Origin of the sequence: Affinundibacterium danionis, assembly GCF_042432465.1 — a bacterium.
Taxonomy (GTDB): Bacteria; Pseudomonadota; Gammaproteobacteria; order Burkholderiales; family Burkholderiaceae_D; genus Undibacterium; species Undibacterium danionis.
Genome location: NZ_JBHLXJ010000018.1, coordinates 156,854 through 179,634 on the forward strand (window position 1 = coordinate 156,854; position 22,781 = coordinate 179,634).

At 46.6% G+C, this 22,781-nt stretch carries 19 protein-coding genes; 4 read left to right on the forward strand and 15 right to left on the reverse strand.

Annotated features, from left to right (window positions below; all coding sequences use genetic code 11):
• Nucleotides 1-28 precede the first annotated feature (28 nt).
• Both ACFFJH_RS16790 and ACFFJH_RS16795 read right to left on the reverse strand, forming a co-directional pair.
• Nucleotides 29-1,714, reverse strand: coding sequence for a hypothetical protein (locus ACFFJH_RS16790; protein WP_390214095.1), 1,686 nt, complete (start codon nucleotides 1,712-1,714; stop codon nucleotides 29-31).
• An 85-nt stretch (nucleotides 1,715-1,799) separates the two neighbouring features.
• Nucleotides 1,800-3,119 carry a metal-dependent hydrolase family protein gene (locus ACFFJH_RS16795; RefSeq protein ID WP_390214096.1) on the reverse strand — a complete coding sequence of 440 codons (1,320 nt, stop codon included), beginning with the start codon at nucleotides 3,117-3,119 and terminating at the stop codon, nucleotides 1,800-1,802.
• Nucleotides 3,120-3,371: 252 nt separating this feature from the next.
• On the opposite strand from ACFFJH_RS16795, the gene ACFFJH_RS16800 reads away from it, so the two are divergent.
• Nucleotides 3,372-4,733, forward strand: coding sequence for an MATE family efflux transporter (locus ACFFJH_RS16800; protein WP_390214097.1), 1,362 nt, complete (start codon nucleotides 3,372-3,374; stop codon nucleotides 4,731-4,733).
• A gap of 321 nt (nucleotides 4,734-5,054) precedes the next feature.
• The gene (locus tag ACFFJH_RS16805) at nucleotides 5,055-6,650 is read left to right on the forward strand and encodes a FimV C-terminal domain-containing protein (RefSeq protein ID WP_390214098.1); all 1,596 of its coding nucleotides are present in this window, start codon (nucleotides 5,055-5,057) and stop codon (nucleotides 6,648-6,650) included.
• Between the two features lie 3 nt (nucleotides 6,651-6,653).
• On the opposite strand, the gene ACFFJH_RS16810 is transcribed toward ACFFJH_RS16805, so the two are convergent.
• From ACFFJH_RS16810 to ACFFJH_RS16835, 6 genes are all read right to left on the reverse strand, one after another.
• Nucleotides 6,654-7,943 carry a serine hydrolase domain-containing protein gene (locus ACFFJH_RS16810; RefSeq protein WP_390214099.1) on the reverse strand — a complete coding sequence of 430 codons (1,290 nt, stop codon included), beginning with the start codon at nucleotides 7,941-7,943 and terminating at the stop codon, nucleotides 6,654-6,656.
• A gap of 196 nt (nucleotides 7,944-8,139) precedes the next feature.
• On the reverse strand, nucleotides 8,140-8,514 hold the full coding sequence (locus ACFFJH_RS16815) for a hypothetical protein (RefSeq protein WP_390214100.1): 375 nt from the start codon (nucleotides 8,512-8,514) through the stop codon (nucleotides 8,140-8,142).
• A 104-nt stretch (nucleotides 8,515-8,618) separates the two neighbouring features.
• Nucleotides 8,619-9,101 (reverse strand): flagellar basal body L-ring protein FlgH, encoded by a 483-nt coding sequence (locus ACFFJH_RS16820; RefSeq protein WP_390214101.1) that lies wholly within the window; start codon nucleotides 9,099-9,101, stop codon nucleotides 8,619-8,621.
• A gap of 234 nt (nucleotides 9,102-9,335) precedes the next feature.
• Entirely contained in the window at nucleotides 9,336-12,533 is a 3,198-nt protein-coding gene (locus ACFFJH_RS16825; RefSeq protein ID WP_390214102.1) for an efflux RND transporter permease subunit, read from the reverse strand.
• A gap of 129 nt (nucleotides 12,534-12,662) precedes the next feature.
• Nucleotides 12,663-13,931: an efflux RND transporter periplasmic adaptor subunit gene (locus ACFFJH_RS16830; protein WP_390214103.1), complete on the reverse strand. Its 1,269-nt coding sequence runs from the start codon at nucleotides 13,929-13,931 to the stop codon at nucleotides 12,663-12,665.
• Between the two features lie 9 nt (nucleotides 13,932-13,940).
• Complete coding sequence (locus ACFFJH_RS16835) at nucleotides 13,941-14,513, reverse strand: hypothetical protein (protein WP_390214104.1); 573 nt, start codon at nucleotides 14,511-14,513, stop codon at nucleotides 13,941-13,943.
• Between the two features lie 174 nt (nucleotides 14,514-14,687).
• On the opposite strand from ACFFJH_RS16835, the gene ACFFJH_RS16840 reads away from it, so the two are divergent.
• On the forward strand, nucleotides 14,688-15,368 hold the full coding sequence (locus ACFFJH_RS16840) for a heavy metal response regulator transcription factor (RefSeq protein ID WP_390214105.1): 681 nt from the start codon (nucleotides 14,688-14,690) through the stop codon (nucleotides 15,366-15,368).
• Nucleotides 15,365-16,819, forward strand: coding sequence for a heavy metal sensor histidine kinase (locus ACFFJH_RS16845; RefSeq protein ID WP_390214106.1), 1,455 nt, complete (start codon nucleotides 15,365-15,367; stop codon nucleotides 16,817-16,819). The genes ACFFJH_RS16840 and ACFFJH_RS16845 overlap by 4 nt, the downstream gene beginning before the upstream one ends.
• Here ACFFJH_RS16845 and ACFFJH_RS16850 read toward each other — a convergent pair.
• From ACFFJH_RS16850 to cobO, 7 genes are all read right to left on the reverse strand, one after another.
• Nucleotides 16,812-17,462, reverse strand: coding sequence for a histidine phosphatase family protein (locus tag ACFFJH_RS16850; protein WP_390214107.1), 651 nt, complete (start codon nucleotides 17,460-17,462; stop codon nucleotides 16,812-16,814). The two genes, ACFFJH_RS16845 and ACFFJH_RS16850, sit on opposite strands and share 8 nt — an antisense overlap.
• Before the next feature lies 1 nt (nucleotide 17,463).
• Entirely contained in the window at nucleotides 17,464-18,294 is an 831-nt protein-coding gene (locus ACFFJH_RS16855) for an adenosylcobinamide-GDP ribazoletransferase (RefSeq protein ID WP_390214108.1), read from the reverse strand.
• 12 nt (nucleotides 18,295-18,306) lie between these two features.
• A complete protein-coding gene (gene cobT / locus ACFFJH_RS16860) occupies nucleotides 18,307-19,365 on the reverse strand; it encodes a nicotinate-nucleotide--dimethylbenzimidazole phosphoribosyltransferase (protein WP_390214109.1) in 1,059 nt (352 codons plus the stop codon).
• Nucleotides 19,366-19,452: 87 nt separating this feature from the next.
• Nucleotides 19,453-19,842 (reverse strand): hypothetical protein, encoded by a 390-nt coding sequence (locus ACFFJH_RS16865; RefSeq protein ID WP_390214110.1) that lies wholly within the window; start codon nucleotides 19,840-19,842, stop codon nucleotides 19,453-19,455.
• Nucleotides 19,843-20,092: 250 nt separating this feature from the next.
• Nucleotides 20,093-21,169 carry an aminotransferase class I/II-fold pyridoxal phosphate-dependent enzyme gene (locus tag ACFFJH_RS16870; RefSeq protein ID WP_390214111.1) on the reverse strand — a complete coding sequence of 359 codons (1,077 nt, stop codon included), beginning with the start codon at nucleotides 21,167-21,169 and terminating at the stop codon, nucleotides 20,093-20,095.
• Between the two features lie 25 nt (nucleotides 21,170-21,194).
• A complete protein-coding gene (gene cbiB / locus ACFFJH_RS16875) occupies nucleotides 21,195-22,175 on the reverse strand; it encodes an adenosylcobinamide-phosphate synthase CbiB (RefSeq protein WP_390214112.1) in 981 nt (326 codons plus the stop codon).
• 16 nt (nucleotides 22,176-22,191) lie between these two features.
• Nucleotides 22,192-22,761, reverse strand: coding sequence for a cob(I)yrinic acid a,c-diamide adenosyltransferase (gene cobO / locus ACFFJH_RS16880; RefSeq protein WP_390214113.1), 570 nt, complete (start codon nucleotides 22,759-22,761; stop codon nucleotides 22,192-22,194).
• Nucleotides 22,762-22,781 lie beyond the last annotated feature (20 nt).

Here is a 22,781-nt window from a genome sequence, read left to right on the forward strand (position 1 = left end):
TTATTTTTTTATTTGCGAACATAAAAAATTATTTTGTTAGCATTTGTTGGCTAGTCAACATGACCGGAATATTACCAAAATCATTGAATGCCTTAAAAAAATCTTGCATCACAAAAGGTTTATTTTCTAGCTCTAGCTGTTTAGCGCGTTGCGCCATCAAACGTTCTATCAAATATTTACCGACTATGTAGCTGGTGCCATAGCCCGGTTGACGCAAGTACAAATGCTGTTCAAATTTAATTAAATGCGGCTCGCGGCGCATCCAATTGCGTGGCGTCCAATCAAGATGCATTCGACTGGCTTCTTCCATATTTTTTTGATTCGCATGTGCGTATAATGAGCCAAGTCCACGAGCTGCGCGTTGCGCTAGTAATATCCACACTAGCTCACGAGATCGTGGACTATCATCATGTAAGCCCATGTGCATAAACATTTCCTCAACTCCAGTCGCCACTCCTTCGTTGCGGTTATCCCAAATGTTATATAACAAGGGTCCGCGCCGTATCAAACTAGTATGGGGTTCATCACGCATTTGCGCCAAATCAAACCAATGATACCAATGGCAATACAAGGCAACAGGATCATAGTGCAGCGTGATACTGAAGAAGTTTCGCTTATCTTCGGGTACAAAAGATTGTAAATGCTCGCGCAAAGCTGGTTCCATATTTGCTTTGATCGGCATCACTTGCTTATTACTCAAAAAGCGCATGAGCTTACTAGCGGCACGATCTGCCATTGCCTTGTATTCGTCGTCGGTACTCGCAGCCCGCATGGGTGGTAAATCTTTATTGCGCTGCTCTTCCAACTTCAAATTCGCCCAAGCACGATCTAATTCGCGCTGAAGCAAATCAACTTCTTGTTGCCAGGTCAATGGCACCAAATGGACATTTTGTTGGTACCAAGTGTAGTTCTCTTTCCCGATACCCGAAGGGCCGTTTTTGCGGGGTGCCTGTGCATTCAGCCATGTGATGAAATCGGCATTAGCGATCTGCGCAGCGGTTAATGCCTTTTTTAATTCAGAATTGGCATAGCTGACTAAATCTTTTTCTATGTTTTTTAATTCTTCAGCCTGTAGCTCGAAAGTATTAATACCTGCGATCCATAAATCACATGCATTGCCAGTGAGATTGCCTTTAGCTTGCTTTAATAAGGGAGGAATAACTGCTAGCTCTTTGGCGAGTTTAATCTGATCTTCGCTAGATAGAGGGAAACGATATTTCCATACTTCGATGGTGGCATGATTGGTCGGACCTTCTCTTGCTGGCGTATCGCTGGCTTCGGTATAGATACTTTGGTAAAAAGCCGGATCACGCACCCATGGCTGCAAAATGCGTTGATTAAAATCATAGCCGTTCATTTCGGCTTGTACGATTTGGAGATCGACCTTTTGCGCGACTGTCCATTTACTGCTATCCATGGACTTAAGCCGCGCTTGATAGCGTTTAAATACCTGATAATCTTTGTCGCGGCGAATTGCTGTGTAATCTGGCGCACCATCTTTCACACTGGGTCGCTCAAAGTTACGCCAATCTTGGAACAGCTTGACTAAGCTGGCGTAGTTTTGTGCATCGGTGCCTGAATTTGAATCGGGCAATTGAGCTACTAGAAAACTGGTCGCGGCATCGATTTCGGTGGCGGATCTAGCCTGCGTCGTAATAGTCATCAAACTTAGACTGGCAGCGATATAGGCGGCGATTTTATTGTTCAATTTCAAAATACGACTCCTTCATTTTGCGTTTATGTATTTGGATTTTTTCGATTTTTTCGGATTTTTATCGATGCATTTTTAAATCACGCGACTATAGGTAAATTTTACCGTCCTTCATCACCAACTTCACACGACGCACCGCTTGAATATCCTTCGAAGGATCGCCTTCCACTGCCACCAAGTCAGCTAACAAACCTTTTTTAATACTCCCAATTTTTTCAGCGTAACCGAAAGCTTTCGCATTCACCGAAGTAGCCGAGCGTAAGACCTCAAGTGCGCTCATACCATAGTCGACCATCAATTCCATTTCTCTTGCATTGTCACCGTGCGCATAGACACCAACATCACCACCCATGCAGATGTTGACACCTAATTTCAATGCCAATGCGAAGCTCTGACGTTTGGCGAGAATACGAGCCGGCACTGGATCGATGGTTTTTTTCCAGCCACGATACTGTTCTATTGCGTCACCTGCCGCCAAAGTTGGGCACAAAGTCACGCCTTTTTCTCTCATGCGCTTAAACACCTCTTCGGTCGCGCTATCACCGTGTTCTATGGTGGAGACACCCGCATTAATGGCTCGCAGCATGCCTTCAGGTGTAGATGCATGCGCTACCAATTGACGGTTGCCACTTTTCGCAATGGTCGCCATGACCGCCATTTCTTCGGTAGAGAAAATCGGCGCCGCTTCGCCATCTCTGCCCGCACGATAATCTGCGTACACCTTAATCACATCGGCTCCCTTGCCGATTTGGGTACGAACTTCATGTGCGATTTGCTCTACGCCTGAGACCTCCGCTGCACCTTGTGGCAAATCTAGATCTGGATTGACGCTCTTAGGTCCATAAGCACCTTTAGCAACGAGCGCCTTGGTCGCGATTATCATGCGAGGGCCTAAAATCACGCCTTTTTCTATTGCTTTTTTCAAACCAACATCGTCGTACTCTGCCCCTTCGGTACCTAAATCACGTACGGTGGTAAAGCCTGCCGCCAAAGTCGCCTTTGCGTGATTTGCCGCTCGAATCACGCGCTCGGCACGACTTTCTTTTAAGACCTGATCATCCCAACTGACTTCGTTATAAGGATGCAGTAATAAATGTGAATGGCCTTCAATTAGGCCAGGCATTAAAGTCATGCCTTTTAGCTCAATCACTTTAGTATCGGCAGCAAGCTTAAAACGCATGGCACCTGCTTCAACAATTTTATTATTCTGTACCAGCACCACCCAATCACTGTGCATTTGCTGCCCGTCAAAAACGCGATCTGGTTTTAATAAAATACTGCTCGTTATCTGATTAGTTATCTGGCTCGTTGTTTGAGCGGATGAATTTGTACTCAACAAGGTGGCGAATAAACTGACTAGCGAGCTGGCTAACAATGTAGTGGACAAAATAGGACGCATTTTTTTCATATTATTTTCCAATGTGATTGAGCGTGAGGCAAACACCAAAATGCGTTTGATCATACCTTTTTACGGCTCGCTTTCCTATGCGAGTGTTGTGTTTGATCTTATATTAATCGTGCGTTTATCTTGTATTGATCGAGGATTTATCGTGCATTTATTTTTGCAGCCAATCTAGGATGACCAAAGGGCTTTGAAAGTTCCCGTTATAATGGCTAGTTACTCTTTGCTGTCCCCCGTCTCGTTTCACTCTGCCCCACTATGAACACCAATAAGCTACAAAAACTCGGACTGTTTGCCGTTACTTGGCCCATTTTTATTGAGCAGTTGTCGCATATTTTGCCGGGTATGATAGATGTCTTCATGATCAGTCATTTAGGGGATGCGGCTGCAGCAGGTGTTTCTGTGGCAAATCAGATCGTGGTATTTTTTATCGTACTGTTCTCTTTCGTCGGATTGGGTTGCAGCGTCGTGATCACGCATTATCTGGGCGCGCAAGATAAGGCGGGCGCTGACCGCGTCGCGACCACCGCAGTGGGTGTCAATTTTTGGTTGGGGGCGATTATTAGTGCAATGACTTTTGCCTTCTCCAATCAAATGCTGGGATTACTCCAGCTACCAGCAGCACTACTTTCGTACGCACAACCCTTCTTGGCGCTAATGGGTGGCACTTTGTTCTTGGAGGCCTTAAATATTATTTTTGGCTCTGTCCTGCGTGCGCATGGACACACTAGGGATGCGATGGGTGTTGCATTGGGGATGAATTTGCTCAATATAGGATTAAATGTCGTCTTAATATTTGGCTATCTTGGTTTCCCAGAACTAGGCGTAGTAGGTGCTGCGCTTTCAACCGTGATTAGCCGCGCAATCGCCTGTTTGGTATTTATCTGGTTACTTAAAAAGCGCCTACACCTGCATGTTCCGTTCACTGCGTTCTGGCAATTCTCTCGCGATATCATCAAGAAAATTTTACACATAGGTATTCCCTCAGCGGGTGAGAATCTCAGTTGGTGGACTAGCTTTATGGTGATCACTTATTTCATCGCGCAGATGGGTGAAACCAGTATGGCAACCTTCACCTACGCGATGCAATTATCGATGATCATGATGATGCTCAGCATCGCGATCGGTATAGGTACTGAAATCATGATTGGACATTTTATCGGTGCGGGTGAAATTGAATTAGCCTACCGCCAATTATTACGCAGTCTGCGCTTGGGCATTGCGGTTACGGTAGTGATGACTGCCATCGTGGTTTTATTTGCTTCTTCATTATTTGGACTGTTCAGCAGCAACCCCGCGATCATCGCTAGCGGTGCCGTATTGCTGCGGGTATCGCTACTATTGGAACCTGGGCGCACCTTCAATTTAGTCGTCATTAATTCATTACGTGCTACCGGTGACGCTTACTTTCCACTGTATGTCGGCATCATTTCTATGTGGGGAATTGCGGTCAGTTTAGCTTGGGTGTTTGGCATTTATTTTGGCTGGGGTTTAGTCGGTGTTTGGTGCGCTTTTGCGATTGACGAATGGGTGCGAGGTATCTTGATGTATCGTCGTTGGAAAAGCCGAGCGTGGGAAAAACATGCGCATGCCACACGGGCAGCGTTACGCAATACTTAGAACATAAGCGAAATCACATCGCTTCACCCACGATCACTGAAGAGCACACCCATAGCACTGGAAATTTTGCCTTACGGCACTGTAATTTCCAGTGCTCAATACTTTGCTAAAAATTGTGCACGCATTGTGTTTGTTTTATGCAAACAATTATCACTGTACCAATCATGTGCCATTCTTTCTCTCTTAAAATCCTCATAAGAAAAAAGATCAGAACTTAAAGCGCGATCCCATTGAGATCAAACATCAGCCGTGTCCATAAGCGCAGAAAAGTCCATGATCAAAGTCCGATAAAAAAATTCCCACCACGATTTCTGGATCACTATGACTACACCGCACGCCCATGCTGTCACAGGAAGAATAGTACGCGCCTTGATCGCGTTTTCCCTACTCATTGTTTTAGACCAGATCAATCCACTCAATGCCAATCACTTAGCTCACGCGGCAGCACCCGAGATTAATGAATCAAGCAGCAATCTTACTCAAAAAACAAAGTCAATAAACACCACCGAAAACTCGAACCGAAATACGAACCTGCGTGCTGATTTACATCTGGAGTTAAACGCCTTACTGGCGGAAAATACCCGTATCAATCAAGAAAAAAAATCGCTATTAGAAAGTGATGCGCAAAAAGTTTTTTGGACACAATGTCTAGTAGGTTTAATGACATTTTTTATGGTAATTTCCTTATTTTCGTTCTGGCGCTTGCACGTCAAAGCCGCATTTAATAACAGCCTCGCCGAACTCACCACCGGCTTGCGGCAATTTCAAGATTCCATACTATCTTTGATTGACACCCGCCAACTGGCACACCATAGCGTCGTTTCTTCATTTCATTCCAGCGTAATGGAGCACAATTCAGAGCCCTTATCGGCCACAACGACTAGCAAGACAAGCATAAACCCCAATACTGAACAAGAGATGTCACAGGTAAAAAACTTTGTCGATGCGTGGCTCAATGTGTACACCCCTGGCAGCTCAGCCCATGATCGCTATGTAGAATCTACCAAAAATCGCCCGACATCCCCCTTGCCTTGGCTCTCTATGATTAAGGGATTCCGTCAAGAAAATGATCAGTCCAATTTTGAATCCATACGCAAAGAAATAAAAAAACTGTTCAATATTAATGTCCCATCGTGGAACGATCACCAAGATTTAGGACAAAAACAAATCGCCGATTATCCGCACGTCTTAAATAAGATTTTAGAGCTGTGGCATGAGGATCATGTCGCCACCTATCTAGAACGTTTACTAGCAAACTCTCGCATCAACGGTCGTCAAGGATTTGACATTACACTCTATGAAAATCTAGAGAATTTAATGAAATTGGCACAAGAACCCAATCGTCCGCGCAGCGTAGATCAATTAAAACAAATCCCATTAGCGGCATTTTTATTCGTACCTAAAAAATCGGTATCAGACTCCACGAACAAACTAGCTTCTGTTACGACGATGGTCGCTGCGGCACCGGCAGAGTTAGTCAATATTTCAAAGCCTTTGCGTGACGCGCAAGTGCCAACACAAAAATCTAATCTAGCAAATGAATATAAATCTGAAGCACAAACTGCATCTACGCCTGCGGCCCCCCATCAACTCGCTCAACTACCTCAATTAACAGAGACTACTCAAGCGGCATCCATTCCAGCAAACTCACTCAGCAATCTCGCTTCAGAGAAAAGCACTGAAGTCGCCATTCAAAGCCCAGCGTGCGTTGCGCACATTAGCCCACCGCAAGAAGATAAGCCGGCATTACCGGCTTATGAAGTGCGTCTCAAATTAGCGCTTGCCTACATAGAGATAGGCGATAGTGAAGGTGCTTGCTTATTATTGGAAGACGTCATCAGTGATGCGCCAGAAGAACAACGAACTTACGCTCGCAATCTCTTGAAAACCTTAGAAGAAAAGATCGCCGCGCACTAGGGCCTAAGGTGTACGCAATGATCGGCTGATCGCATCAAAAAAAGCGCGGTCATTGATCACGGCTCCGCCAGTGGGTTTAGTCTGCGCACCCCATACGACGATCACGATATTTTGACGTGGATTGATGTACAAATATTGGCCATGTATCCCAATAGCAGCGTAAGCACCATCTGCTAAAGCTTCAGGGCTGGTACTAGGCCACCATAGATAGCCATACGGGATTAACTGACCATTCGCGAGTCGCTTAGGCGTACTCGCCTCGTATGTCCAACCTGGCGCCAATATCTGCTCGGTACCGGCACGCCCACCGTTCAACATGAATAAACCGAAGCGTCCGTAATCACGCAAAGTAGCACTGAAACCACTGCCGCCGATTTCGACACCTTTAGGTGCATCTAACCACCAATAGGCATCCGCTTCCATACCAAATTTTTCCCAAATACGCTCCGACAAATAGTTCGCTAGTGACTGACCTATAGCATTCCTCAGAACTTGCGCCACAAGCTGAGTTTCCCCCGTGTTGTAGTTCATTAATGTAGTAGGCGGATGTATAGACCTAAGCTTTTTCATGACCTGCATAGTCGCACCCGGCACTTGCGAAATTTGTGCCTCTAGCAAATGGCGACGATCTGAATCCGGATCAATATAAGTTTCGTTCCAAGCGACGCCCGAAGTCATCATGAGTAAGTCTCGTAGACTGACCGCTTGATAGGCACTGCCTTTCAATTCAGGCACATAGCGTGCAACCATGTCATTCAAACTGACAATCTTCTTCTGTTGTACAGCTGCGCCCACTAAACTTGAGGTAATCGACTTGGCAATCGACATCGACATCCAGCGCGTTTGTGGCGTATTACCGTAGCGATATTTTTCTAGTTTGATTTTGCCGTCTTTTAGAATCAATAATCCTGCAACACGGTTTAGTTCCAAATACTGTTCCAACTCGATACGGCGACCACTATCTATAAAACTAAATTGCGTCAGAGGTTTGGAATCAACTGGAATTAAATACGGTCGCTTGGATTTACGTACCAAAGCGCTAGGAAATAATCGATCTATATTACGAAAGGTATTGACCGCTAATTCTGGACTTAAAACACCGTCGTAAATTTGTCGCACATTGCCTATTTTTTCCGTAGCGTGTGGGTAATTATTGCGGCTTTGGATATCGATATTTTTTGTCGACGGATCTGCATAGATAGGCAAACTCAGCCCCAGCATGGCGCTGCCTAGCACGGCTAGAACGTATGAATGAGATCGACTACGATGATTCAAAGCGAAAACCCACATCATCTAATTTCTCCAAGCACAAAAACAAAGAAGGCAAGATTTCAGTGTAACAAATCTTGCCTTCTACTGACGCGCATTTATCTTCAAATCTCGTGTGTTCGGTAGCTTGGCGGCATGGGTGTCACCTGCCTGTCCATTTCAATTCAGACCGCATTGATTGTGAACTGAATAGGACTAAGCATTAGTTAGCACTCTCAATTCACCGCTTTATTAATACAGCTTTATCAACGCCGCTTTCACTTCCGACTTGAGTCAAACTCAAGCTGATTTCAGCAACTTGATCGCTACGATTACTCCACATCCAACAATAATCTTGAGCTAGCTTGGTTTCAAATCTATCTTTCCATTCTGATTTAGCGGCCAATTTGACAGGCAATTTAACTTTTTTGCCCAAATGAAAATGGATATTCGCCTCCAATGCTTGATCGCTCTTAAAATCCCAATCTATACGCAAGCCATTCGGTAACTTACCGCAGACTTCAAGTATGCCGCCCGCTTTGATCTGACCTTGATGGCGAAACTCACCCTGCTCGTTCCACTTAAGCGTCAATAAATTCGCATGCGCTGAAGACATGCTGCTCATAGCGATAAGTGATGTCAATGTGATGAGGCTAGCTCTGATTATTTTCACCAAAAAATTCTCCCTAATTATTTTTCTAAGTAGCGTTAAACAAAATCTCAATGATGATGTTCGTGCTCAGCCTCTTTTTTCGCTGGTGCGGCTTTCACTGGTGCAAAAGGCGTAAAGCGTGCTTGCTCAGCTGGTTTACCGGCCATCGTTACAGTCAAGGCGCCTTTAAAATTAGCATTGGATGCATACACGCCTTTGCCAGTAAATTGATTGGTACCGCTTGGCAGCAAAGTAACGGTAGATTTATTTTTACCTTGCACTATCGTCAAAGTTGCAGTTCCACCGGCAGTTGCCAAGGCTTTGCTAGCGTGATCCGTGACATACACCGTAATCGGATTTTCCTTAGCTTCTTTACTGCCTTTGGCCAACACGAGTTCAAAGTGATACACACCGGCCATACGAGTTTGCCCGCCATTGGCTGATTTGATCGAATCAAAATAGGCGTTGTCGTGTGCGCTAACTGTTGCAATTGCACCGAGACTCAAAACGGAGACACATAACAAGTTAGATACTATTTTTGCGATTTTCATGGTTTTTCCTTTTCGTAGATTTTTAGTGACTACTCAGCTCCTGTGACAAATAAAACAAACCTCTCAACACAGAGACACAGAGGTACAGCAAAGACGGAGAAAAACAAAACTACAATTAATCTCTTGATTTTCTCTGTGCCTCTGTGTTTAGGGGTTTTAAGTTTTTTTCATAGTAGCTGAATAGTCACGATTTTGACTTTCTAAATTACATTAACTAAGTTCATAAATTATGATCTAAAAACTTTCCTGCTTGTACCCTACTTCTTGCTGATCATTTTGCATCTCTGCGCGCGCTGCTAATAATTTTTGTAAAGGTTTTTCACCCCACAACCAAAACATCAAGGGCGTCAAAACCGTGTCTAATAAAGTAGAACTAATCAATCCACCAAAGATCACCACCGCCACTGGATGCAGTATTTCTTTACCAGGTGCATCCGCCGACACTAACAAAGGCAAGAGCGCAAACGCCGCCACCAATGCCGTCATCAAGACTGGCGTCAAGCGTTCTAAGGAGCCACGTATGATCATCGCTTTACCAAACTGTTCGCCTTCAAAAAGACAGAGATTAATATAATGACTGATTTTCAAAATACCATTGCGTGTCGAGATACCCGCCAAGGTGATGAAGCCAACCAAAGCAGCAACAGATAAGGTCTGATCTGCCAGCCATAAAGCGATGACGCTACCGACCAAGGCCAAAGGAATATTTCCCATAATGATCATGGTTAACGCGACGGAGCGATATCGGCTATACAGTACCAAAAACATTAAAGCCAAAGAAATCAAAGACAACAAGGCGATCAAATTAGCAGCTTTTTCCTGGGCTTGAAATTGACCTTCTAAGGCGGTCGAATAACCAACCTGCAATTGCTTTGCCGATAGCTCGTCACGAATAGCTTGGATCACCTGCCGCATATCACGCCCATCCGTGTTGGCGGACAATACGATGCGACGGCGTGAATTCTCGCGACTGATTTGATTCGGACCATCGCTCTCTTCTATCCGCGCTAATTGTGAAAGTGGAATATGACCACGCGGGGTTTCTATTAAGACTTGCTGCAAGGCTTGCGCATTGCGGCCTTTTTCTGGCAAACGTAATAGCAAATCAAAACGACGATTACCTTCTATCACTTGGGTAATTTTTTCGCCTTCTATCATTTGCTGTAATGCACCCAGTAAAACACCTGGGGCGATTCCATAGCGCGTTGCTTGTTCATAGTCGATATGAATTTTAATTTGTGGAATCAAGACTTGCTTCTCAATTTGCAAATCGGTGACGCCCGGTACTTTCATTAAACGTTCGCGTAAATCGCTAGCAATATTGCGCAAATTATCTAAATCTTCTCCATACACTTTCAGCGCGATTTGGGCACGTACGCCAGATAGTAAATGATCTAACCTATGCGAAATCGGCTGTCCCACATTGCTTGCCGCAGGCAAGACCGACAGACGCTGACGTATATCTTGAATAATCGCCTCACGGGTGCGATTGGATGGTTTCAGATCGACATCCATCTCACTGTAATGCACGCCTTCTGCATGCTCGTCTAGCTCGGCACGACCGGTACGACGACCTACCTGCGTGACTTCAGGCACACTTGCGATCAATTGCTCTGCCAGACTACCGAGGCGATTAGATTCTTCTAATGAAGTACCGGGATTGAGCACCAAATTGACGGTCAATGTGCCCTCGTTAAATGCCGGTAAAAAAGCGCGTGGGAAAAATGGCACGGCCAAAGCAGCCAGCAAAACAGCCGTTACCGCGAGTGCTAATAAACTACGCGCATGGAGAAATGACCAATTGAGTAGATGCGTATCCCATTGTTTCAAGCGTTTCACTAGAGGACTATCACCATGTCCTAATTGCTTCATTTTAGGGAGTAGGAAGTAGCACAGAACTGGCGTAACCGTCATCGCCACAGCCATACTCGCCAAGATTGACACCACATAGGCGATGCCTAAAGGCGTAAACAAACTGCCTTCAATGCCAGGCAAAGCAAATAAGGGGACAAACACCAACACGACTATCATGGTCGCGTACACAATACCGCTGCGCACTTCACCCGACGCATTCGCGATGACCTGCAATACTGGCAGTGGTTGTGCCAAATTGCTGTTTTCCTTCAAACGACGCAAGACATTTTCTACATCGACCACCGCATCATCAACCAGCTCGCCAATCGCAATCGCCAAACCGCCGAGCGTCATCGTATTAATCGACAAACCCAAATAACGGAACACCAAGACAGTCGCCAATAAAGACAAAGGTATCGCGACCAAAGAAATGATTGTGGTGCGTACATTGAGCAAAAATAAGAATAATAAGATCGCCACCATGATGGCACCATCACGCAAGGCATCACTCACATTATCCAAAGAATTTTTGATGAAATCCGCCTGACGGAATAAGAACTGTGGCTGCGCTACCCCAGCTGGCAAATTCTTACTCAACTCATTGATGGCTCGTTCCACCTCGCGCGTCAACTTAATGCTATCTGCGCTAGGTTGCTTTTGTACCGATAAGATAACAGCAGGTTTTCCTTGATAACCACCATCACCTCGTTTAAAGGCTGGCGCTAACTTCACCTCTGCCAGCTGCTTTAAAAGTATCGCTTGATTTTGCTTCATAGCGACTACGATATTTTGTATGTCTTCGATACGGCTAGTCCGACCAATTTGGCGTATCAGATATTCCCGCCCATTTGCTTCCAAAAAACCACCACTGGTATTCGCACCAAAATCTTTCAGTGCGGCTTCTACCTTGTCTCGTTCTATCGCCAAAGCCTGTAGTTGAGCAGGATTAATTTCGATTCGATATTGACGAACTTCACCGCCAATCGGGGTCACTTGAGCTACACCGGGAATGTTCAGCAAACGCGGACGCATTACCCAATCGGCGTACTCGCGAGCGCGCATAGAGGTACTCTGTCCTTGAGCACTATCTGCTTGAGTGGCGTTTTCGGTACTACCGTTCCCCTTACTTTCAGGCGCATTGATAGGTAAAGCAATCAACAAGATCTCGCCCATAATCGACGAGATCGGTCCCATTTGTGGTGTTACGCCAGTAGGCAATTGTTCACGCACCAAACTCAGTCGCTCTGCGATTTGTTGGCGATTACGATAAATATCAGTACCCCAATCAAATTCCACATACACGATGGATAATCCAATACCCGAAACGGAACGCACACGAGTCACACCCGACATACCATTCATCGCAGATTCAATTGGAAAACTAACTAGCTGCTCTACTTCTTCTGGTGCCATACCACCAGCCTCAGTCATCAAGGTGACTGTAGGTTTGTTCAAATCGGGAAACACATCTACTGGCATCTGACGTATGCTCATCAGTCCATACACAAGCAATAGTATAGACGCCGCCAAAACAAGCAGGCGTTGTCGCAAACTGGTGTTAATGATCCATTGAAACATGCAGAAATTTTTCCTTGAAAAGAGGTTAAGTAAGTTTGCAACTATGTAGCCGCTCAAGTGCTCGATGGTCCGGCGGCGCGGGTTTCACCCGCCCTACATTTTTATATCCTTAACTTAATGCGAGTAAATTTAGCGCACTTGCGTCAACAAACTTGCCCCAAAAATGACCACACGCTCATCAGCTTTGATGCCCGCACTCACTTCCGCAGTCTTACTCACCGCCACATCAGATGCACCTACCGAATCTGACAACACCAACATGCGTTGCGCATCTAATGCCTGCGTCTTGACTTTGCGTTGTACAAAGCGCTCGACCTCGGTATGTATCCACACCACCGATTCTCCCCCCGGCAGTTTAATCACGGCGGCATTGGGCAACGCGACCCCAGCGACTTGTTTCTTGGTCTGCAATATCACTTTTACGGGCTGTCCGACGGCGGCAACAAGGTCTTTAGCCTTGAGCTGATTTACTTTGAATAACAGAGGAATCGCTTGCTCACGCATTTGCTGACCACCACCAATAAAACTCAGTGCCAAACTTTGATCTGTATTACCTAATTTTGCATAGGCTTTCGCAATATCATTGGTCAACACCGGATCATAGGCCAGTGCTTCTACCATCAAACGTGAAGGATCAACAATTTCAAACAGCGTCTCTTTGGCATCGACCACTTGCCCTGCGATCGCGTTGGCAACACTGATGACGCCAGATACCGGCGCAACCAAGGCTTCACTTTTGGACAAACTCGCTTCCACCGAGGCTTTGCGTTTCTTCAATCCTTCGTACTCAAAACGCACGGCTTCCACCGTCGCTTTTGGCAGAGCATCTGACAATTGCTCATAGCGTTGTACTTTACGCGCAGCGATATCCAACTGCGCATCCAAGTCCGCCAGAGTTGCTTGACTATTGCCGCGATCCAGATTGCTCATCACCGGACGTAGGTAAGCCAAGATCTGTCCTTTACTGACTCTTTGTCCGAGATTGGGCAAACCTGTCGCACTCACCTCCACGCGCCCTGCTTGGCTGGCCTGAACCCGACCACCTGCATTCGGATCGGCAATGATCTTGCCGTTTAACTCTAAGGTTTGCGGTAAATCAGCAACTTCGCTTAGCACCGTTCTGAGCGCTAATTGGCGTTGCACGATCTTAGGCACAAATAGACTGCCATCGGCGAGACGTTGTGCCGCGCTGGCATCAGCGCTTGCCGCAGTTGAATTAGATTTTGCAAGCGCTTTTGCCGATGGCTTTTTACTGTGATCTTCATCACCGTGCGCGAACACTGATTGAATTGCAAAAAAACTCAATGCACTCAACACACTCAATATCAAAATGGTGGATTGAACACTAGGCATTAAGTCAGTTTTGGTATTAGTAATAGTCTTAGTTTGAATCTTCATATTGCTTCCTCACGCAGCAAAGTCAGAACGCTGCTTACGACGCCATATCGCATAAACCAAAGTCACAGCAATCAACAATAAAGTCGCTGCAAGCAACCATTTCCACCAAGTCGAAAAAATACTTGTATGTTCATGCTCATCTTGGTGGGTGTCGTTCAATTCAGGGATTTCCAAACTGGCCGTCATCACATCGCCCAAATCCCCAACTTCCACGCTGATAGAAAACGCATATTTGCCGCTTTTCTCCAGCCAACCTTTAGGCAAATCAAGCACATAGACACCTGGACTACTTTGTTTTGCAATAGCTTTTAAGCCCGCGCTCTCCAACTCCAGTTGCGCATCGAGCACAGGCTGATTATCAGCAAAACGATCCAAATAAATGATTAATTGTCGACCTTGCAGCACCATCAACAATTCGAAGTCTTCGGTTTGTGCACTGGCACGCGGTGCGACTTGGGTCATCAAACCAGCCGTCGTAGCGTGCTCATGGTCGTCCGCACCATGCGCCTGTGCTACTTGAATGGCGGCGACATTTGATACCAGCAAAAATAAAGAAATAATAAAAGCGGGCAGATACTTCAAAACGTGCTCCTGCGCAGAAAAATAATAGCCTGCATTATGCGACTTAGCCCCCGACACTAAGCTGACAGCAAGATTACAATTCTGTAATCTTGCCCATCAGCGGCGAGTTCGAAAGGATTTTCGCGAGTAAAATAAGTCCATAGAGCTGATGCCAACCCCATTTATTGAAGTCAAATGAAAATCCTGATAGTCGAAGACGAACAAAAAACTGGTGATTACCTGAAACAAGGTTTAACAGAATTTGGTTTCACCGTTGACTTAGCGCGCAATGGTCTAGATGGTTTGCACCTAGCAAAGAATGGCGATTTTGACTTAATTATTTTGGATGTCATGCTACCTGAACTCAGTGGCTGGCAAGTATTGGATGCGCTACGCACACAAGGTCTGCAAATCCCGGTACTTTTTTTGACGGCTAAAGATCAAGTCGAAGATAGAGTGAAGGGTTTGGAATTAGGTGCGGATGATTATCTGGTCAAGCCTTTTGCTTTTTCAGAATTAGTTGCACGGGTGCGCAGCTTACTGCGTCGCGGCAAAAATCAAATTGAAGCGAGCGTCTTACGTGCCGCGAATCTAGAACTGGATTTACTCAAGCACCGCGTGAGTCGAGATGGACAACGCATAGAATTAACGGCAAAAGAATTTTCCTTGCTCGAACTTTTAATGCGCCGTCAAGGCGAAGTGCTGACCCGTTCGCTGATTGCATCCCAAGTGTGGGATATGAATTTTGATAGCGATACCAATGTCATTGAGGTCGCTATGCGTCGTCTACGTAGTAAAATCGATGATCACTTTGAGCCTAAGCTTATACACACTTTGCGCGGCATGGGCTATGTGCTCGAGGTGAAGAACCCATGAGAGCGCTACTACAAAAACTCTCGCTGACGGCACGTCTGAGCCTACTATTTACTACGCTCTCATGTGCGGTGTTGCTGGTATTAGGTTGGTTTATCGGTGCCTCGATCGAAAAGCATTTTGAGGAACAAGATCACCACGCCTTGAGTGGCAAACTTGAGTTAGCCCAACACATTATTGAACGTGTCACCACCCAACAAGATGTCAATAATCTATCCGATCAACTTGGCGATGCCTTGGTCGGGCATCATGATCTAGCGATACTGGTGCAAGATGCGAAGGGCAAGGTGCTACTCAACTCAAGTCAAATACAGTTCCCAGACAGCTATCTACATCCGCGCACGAATAAAGCATCCCATGAATTATTTTCGTGGGATCAAGGCGGGCAAACTTATCGCGGCTTAGTCGGTCACTACGCAACTAAAAATCCCCAATTGCCGACGATTACCGTTGGGATAGCAACTGATATCGCGCATCACAAAGAGTTTATGCACAACTTTATGCGCAGCCTATGGTTATTCGTTATCGCTGCCGCGATACTGACCGGTGCCTTATCATGGGTAGCTGCCAGTCGCGGCCTTAGCCCGCTACGAACCATGCGTGAACGGGCATCAGGGGTGACGGCCAATAAGCTGAATCAACGTTTATCCCTAGAAGCAGTACCACCAGAACTCGCCGATTTAGCACATAGCTTGAATCAGATGTTGGCGCGCTTAGAGGAAGCATTCCAACGTCTATCGGATTTTTCTTCCGATCTGGCGCATGAGCTACGCACGCCGATCAGTAATTTAATGACGCAAACCCAAGTCTCGTTGTCGCAGGCACGTGACGCTCACAGCTATCGCGAAATATTAGAATCGAATGCCGAGGAATATAGTCGCTTGGCGCGCATGATCGCCGATATGCTATTTCTCGCCAAAGCGGAGAATGGTTTAAGTATAGTGAATCGTGAACAAGTAGACTTGATACGCGAGGTTCAAGATTTGTTTGAGTTTTATGAAGCCTTGGCAGAAGAAAAACAAATACATCTGCGTTTGCATTACCAAACCGATCAGACCAATCAACACAGCAATACTGAACAGGATAGGTTGGCGTTTAGCCTGTCAGGCGATCGCCTGATGTTGCGCAGGGCGTTAAGCAATATTTTATCGAATGCTTTACGACATACCGCTAAGGCACAAGACATCACGGTGAATCTTGAAGCCCAAGCAGACCTCGTGATCATACGTATTTGCAATCCAGGACCGACCATTCCTGAACCACATTTGCATCGTTTATTCGAACGTTTCTATCGCGCCGACCATGCGCGCCAACACGCTGACGGCGAGGGTTCAGGATTAGGGCTGGCCATAGTGCAAGCTATCGTGCTTGGACATCAAGGAAAAATTAGTGTCAGTTCGCAAGATGATCTGACTTGCTTTACTTTGCAATTGCCCCGCGCTACCACTATTTAATCGTGATTGCAGTCAAATCCATGCATAGCCATTGACCAAAACCCGGCGCATCCTGCGGCCATTGTTCGGCGCGCTCTATCACGCATGTGGCATACTTTTTCACATAATTCAAAGCGCGTATCACGCCTGCATGGGTAATCCATATCACGTCGCTACTACTGCTGGATTGCGCTAATTCCAAGCTTGTTTGGTAGGCGGCTTGCACACGATTTATCACATCTTGACTGCTCTCTTCTCCGCCAAATTTATGCTGCGCAAATTCAGAACTCCATTGATCAAGTGCCTCTTTCGGAATTGCTGACCAGGGTTTCCCTTCCCAAATACCAAAATTCATTTCATTTAAGCGAAGGTCGGTTTGCAAACGCACTTCCCTCACAATATCAGTTGCGCTGAATGCTAATAATAATTCATCGGCTAGTTGCCGCGCGCGCAGTAAGCCGGACACGTAGATAAGGATAGGCTGAGTGTTTAAACTAGTGGCGTTATTACTTCGCGCTATCTTGAGCGTATTGGCAAACAATTGCGCAGCTTGCTGAGTCGCTTCGTGATCGGCCGGAACATCTAAATGTCCATAACAAATTCCCTTGTCAATCAATGGCTGTGCGTGCCGCACTAGCCATAATCGTCTGGCTTGCTCTGACATCTTAGGGCCCTAAACTGAGCAAGACAGCGAGATAAAATCCTAACTCAGATAACTGCTGGGTGGCCCCCAAAGCATCACCGGTGAAACCTTGTAAGCGTACTTTTAAAAAACGCCACATCCATAACAAGGCCAGCACACTACCCGACACACCGGCCACCCACATTCTATCCGCTTGCAGGTACCACACCAGCCCCATACCCGCCAACCACCATAACATCGCCACCAACAATGCTGAGAGGCTGATACTCTCGGCCAAGGGTTTCGATTTAGACTGCGGCGTATCACCTACGTGAGGTAAATATAGGATTAAAAATAATGGCATCAAGCGCGAACTGATGTGCGCTGCAAACAAGGAAAGTGCCGCGATAAATATGTCCACTTGCCCCAATAAAGTCAGCAGCGCGATTTTGCCAAATAAAGCCAAGACTAAGGCTACCGCACCATAAGTGCCAATGCGAGAATCCTTCATAATATCGAGTGACTTTTCGCGACTGACGTGGCCACCCAAACCATCACTTAAATCGGCCAAACCATCTTCATGAAAGGCGCCAGTCAACATCACTCCCAATACGGTACTCAAAAACGCAGCAATCCAGACTCCAGCACTGTAGTGCGGCAATAATTGATAAATGCCCCAAAAGCAAAATCCAGTGCAAGCGCCGACCAGCGCGCCCACGCCAGGAAAATGCGCGGCACTTGCCCGCAACATCGCCGGACTATAACCAACCCAGTCTGCTAATTTTCCAGTGATAGGAATGCGCGTGAAGAACTGCAATGCGAGTAAATAATGTCGAATAAAGTTCATATCTGTATTGGTATCGGCTGTTTTCATCAGCCTATAAGTTTAAATTGGATCGTCGCTACGTGATACCCCTGCATCCTCGAAGCTCGCCATTTCCCCCATAATCACACAAGCCGACTGCAATAACGGCCACGCCATCGCCGCACCCGAGCCTTCGCCTAAACGCAAACCCAGATCTAGCAAGGCCTGCGCCTGCAATGCCTCTAGCATATGCTGATGACCACGTTCACCCGAGCGATGCGCAAACACACAGCGTTGCAACACCAAGGGTGCAATACGACTCGCGACCAAAACGGCCGAGCTAGCGATAAATCCATCAACCACGATAACACGATTTTCTAAAGCCGCCTGCAAGACCACACCGACCAATGTCGCGATTTCAAAACCACCAAAGCATGCCAACACATCAAATGGCGCATTCGCTTCTGGATTATGTGCCAATACGCGTCGTAGCACTTCGGTCTTTTTATCAATGCCCAAGGTATCAAGTCCGGTACCAGCGCCTGTACAAACCGCAATATCGAGTCCCGTCAAACGAGCCAATAGGAGTGAGGCCGATGAGGTATTACCAATCCCCATTTCACCCAACAAAACGGCGTTACCAGACAAGTTAGCTAACACCTCTCGCCCATTCTCGATCGCCTGCTCGCATTGTGAAAAACTCATTGCCGGCGCTTGCAAGGGATCAGCGGTGCCATAAGCAACTTTACGCAGCATCAATCCTTCACGTGGTGCAAAATCATGATTCACACCGCAATCGACTACCGTCAAACCTATCCCATGCTGTCGCGCCAACACACTGACCGCCGCACCACCAGCCAGAAAATTCTCTACCATTTGCCAAGTCACGTCGCTAGGAAATGCCGACACGCCATGAGCAACAATACCGTGATCTGCTGCGCATACGATCATTTGGGGTGCGTGTAATTGGGGTGTTTCGGTTTGTAAAATCAAGCCTAGTTGTATAGCTAGCGTTTCTATGCGGCCTAAGGAGCCGGGAGGTTTGGTTTTGTTGTTGATTTTGTGTTCTAGGCGTTTTTTTAGGGTGAGGTTGTTTAGGTCTGTGAGGTTGTTTGAGGTTTTTACTAAATTAATTTTCATGTCGTTTCCTTTTTCTTGGGATTTAATTCTCTTTTTTACGTTTGCAGTTTCTTTGTGTTTACAGGTCGGGTGTGGCCCGACAGCCACTCACTTTTCTTGCTTCGCCAAGAAAAGTAAGCAAAAGAAGGCGACCACGCTGCCACTGGCCTTCGGCTTCCCAATTGTGCGTGACAAAAAAATGGGAAAGCCTTGAAACTCGCTGCGCTCAGACAGCAAGGCTTTCTTTATCCATTTTCTGTCACACACAATTGGCAGTGTCAGAAGTGGATGAAAATCAAAAACAACTGCAACACCAAAACAATCAGCAACAACGGACTTACATTCTTCTAATAGCTTTGTAGGTCGTTGTTTTTGACTCTGTTTTTGACTCTGTTTTTGACTCTGTTTTTGACTTACCCCCGTTTGAGACGATGTAATTTGTGCCTCACAGAAAATGGATAAGAAAGTGTTGTTGTCTGAGCCGAAGGCGAGTTTCAACACTTTCCCATTTTTTGTGAGGCACAAATTATGCTGGAGCGTAGCGTAAGCACCCGAAGGGCGAGTCTACGGTCGCCTTTTTTGGCTTACCTTTTTTGGCGAAGCAAAAAAGGTAAGTGGCTGTCGGGCCACACCCGACCAACAGACTCCAAAATAACAACCATATGTCGTATCAAGGCGAAAAAAATAAGCCAACCAAATACACAAATCACGCGTGGGCACAAGACCCGTGCCCACCCTACGCCATCTCTCACAAATTCAATCTACTCAAGGCAAAATACAAAGCATCTTGCGCCTCAGGCGACATCACCCTTAATCTAAAACTGCCCGGCAAACCAAACGACGTCGTATCACGCAACTTAATCCCACTAAATCGCAATGTCCTCAACAATTCCTCACTATCAAACCGACTCGACAACGGCGGTGTCGCGCAATAAAAATTCGCCACACTGGGTAATACAGTCCAGTTCAATTTTTTACACAAATCAATCTGCCGCTCTTTCCACACGCTGAGCGATAACAAACTCTGCGCCAACCACGTTTGTACTTGCGGTGTCGTCCACGCCTCTAGCATAGTGACCGCATGCGCACCCAAAGGCCACGAGAATGCGCTTTGACGCAAAGTCGAGACCAATGTCTCAGCACCTTTAGGTGCAATGGCGTAGGCACCGCGTATGCCAGTTAAACCTAAGGCTTTATTGGGCGACCATAGTTGCCAGATCTGATCTCTTTGCTGAGCGCTCAGACTTACATCAGCTTGTAAACGCAAAGGCTGATAAGCGCAATCCAATATCATGGTTTGACGTGCCTGCAATTGATTAAGGAGAGACGACAAATTCTCTTGTCCACATCCTAGCGGGCTAGCTGGATCACATGCCCAAATCAAATGTGCCTGTACCGGCGTGCTTGTTTGCACCACACTGTGCGCGCGTGCAGCCATCGCATAGTCGGTATAGCTGTGCTCCGGCCACCATGCACGTGTTCGTCCAAGCGAATTCGCTGCCACTGTTTGCGTGATACGAAAAATAAATTCACTAGCGCTCGCTGCAAACACAATCCGCTCCGGGTCAACACCATGCCATTGCGCGAGAGCCGCACGCAGATCGTGATAGTCAGGGTCAGGATAGGACGAACAATCAGTCGCTCGTAAGCGTTCCACCACTTCAGGACAAGGGCCGAGTGCATTACTATTGGTCGAAAAATCGTATGCTGGTTTTCCTAAGGCATCCGTTCCGCCATGTACTCTGAGCCCGATTCTGGACTGAATTCCGGACTGAATTTCAGAATTAACATCAGTACATTTTATTGAGACTACATCTACACTCACAATAGACTCCCTAGCGCTACGGTCGTTACCACAGCGGATACCAAAGTAGGCAAAACACACTAAGCAACACACAACATAAATAGGTAACCCTTTGCCCTAACTGTATGGCGTGCGCGGTATCTTGCGCATCAGATAAACGTCCGCTCTCGTGCAAAGTATAGACAGCAGGCTTTGCCAAACGAACGTCCAAAATCAAGGCCATCGCCGCCATAGGCCAGCCGCCATTTGGGGAATCTGTTTTTTTTACCTCGCTAAGCAAACTCAGTTGTAGTGGACGGCGAGCAACCAGATATAACAGGATCGCAGTCAAGCGCGCACCCGGCCAAGAAAAAACATCATCCACCCGCGCTGCCCATTTGCCCGACCATGTCCATACTCGCCCACCTCGTTCGCCGCGATAGCCCCACATCGCATCGGCTGTATTGGCAAAACGATATAGCGCTGCGCCCGGCAAGCCAGCGAGTGCGAACCAAAGCAAAGGAGATACAACAGAGTCATTCAAATTTTCAGCTAAGGTTTCAATCGCACTTTCACGCACGGTAACCGCATCCAGTTGTGTCACGTCGCGACTGACTAAATAAGATAGTCGTTCTCTACCTGCGGCTAAAGACTTGCTCAACGCCGACTCCACCGCGGCGACCTCACGTGCTAACAAAGACCAAGTCCATAAAGATTTCAACACACATGCGCTGAAAATAATGTCCAGCCAGGCATAGTTTTCCGGTAAAGAAGTCAGAAAAAAAATGAATCCAAAACTGAGCGCCAGCACCAAAATCGCACCGAGTATCCATGCCAAGATACCTGCCACAAAATATGGCATTGCCGCATCCGCGCGCTCATGCTCAGACGCAGGTGCAATCCATGTTCCCATTGCTTGTAGATACTTCCCCATCCAGACCACAGGATGTAGCGCAGGTTTAGGCTCGCCCAAGTAACGATCAATACCCAGCGAGAGCCATAGAACGAAAAGCGATCCTGTCAGCGATAGCGATTCTGGCAACCACATCTAGCGAATTCCTAATTTAGTCTTCGATGCCACGTTGAGCGGGGATGCCTGCGCGGAAAGCGTGTTTGACCAAAGTCATTTCCGTCACCGTATCTGCCAACTCAATAATCTCAGGCGGACAACGACGCCCCGTCAATACCACGTGTACCTCTTTAGGACGATTCCGCAAAGTCTCAAGGACATCATCCAAGGGCATCCAACCATAAATCAATGGATAAGTAATTTCGTCCAAAGTCACCATAAAAAATTCGCCGCTCATAATCGCTGCTTTGGCTTTCTGCCATCCATCACGCGCTAATTGAGCCGAGTGTTCCAAGTCCTGACTTTTCCAACTAAAGCCATCCCCCAAACCTTCGATGGGCAAACCAAGTTGTTCAAACATACGATGCTCACCAAAGCGCGCAGTTGGCACTTTCATGAATTGAAAAATCTTAACCTGCTTACCGCGCCCAAATGCACGCAGAGCTAAGCCGAAAGCCGCGGTACTCTTGCCTTTGCCGTCACCCGTATTAACAATAATGATTCCACGGCGCTCACCTTGCGCTTTGTCGTAAGGTTTCTCACTTGGTGGTGTTTCGATTTCCATTTTTTGTCCCATCAAAAATT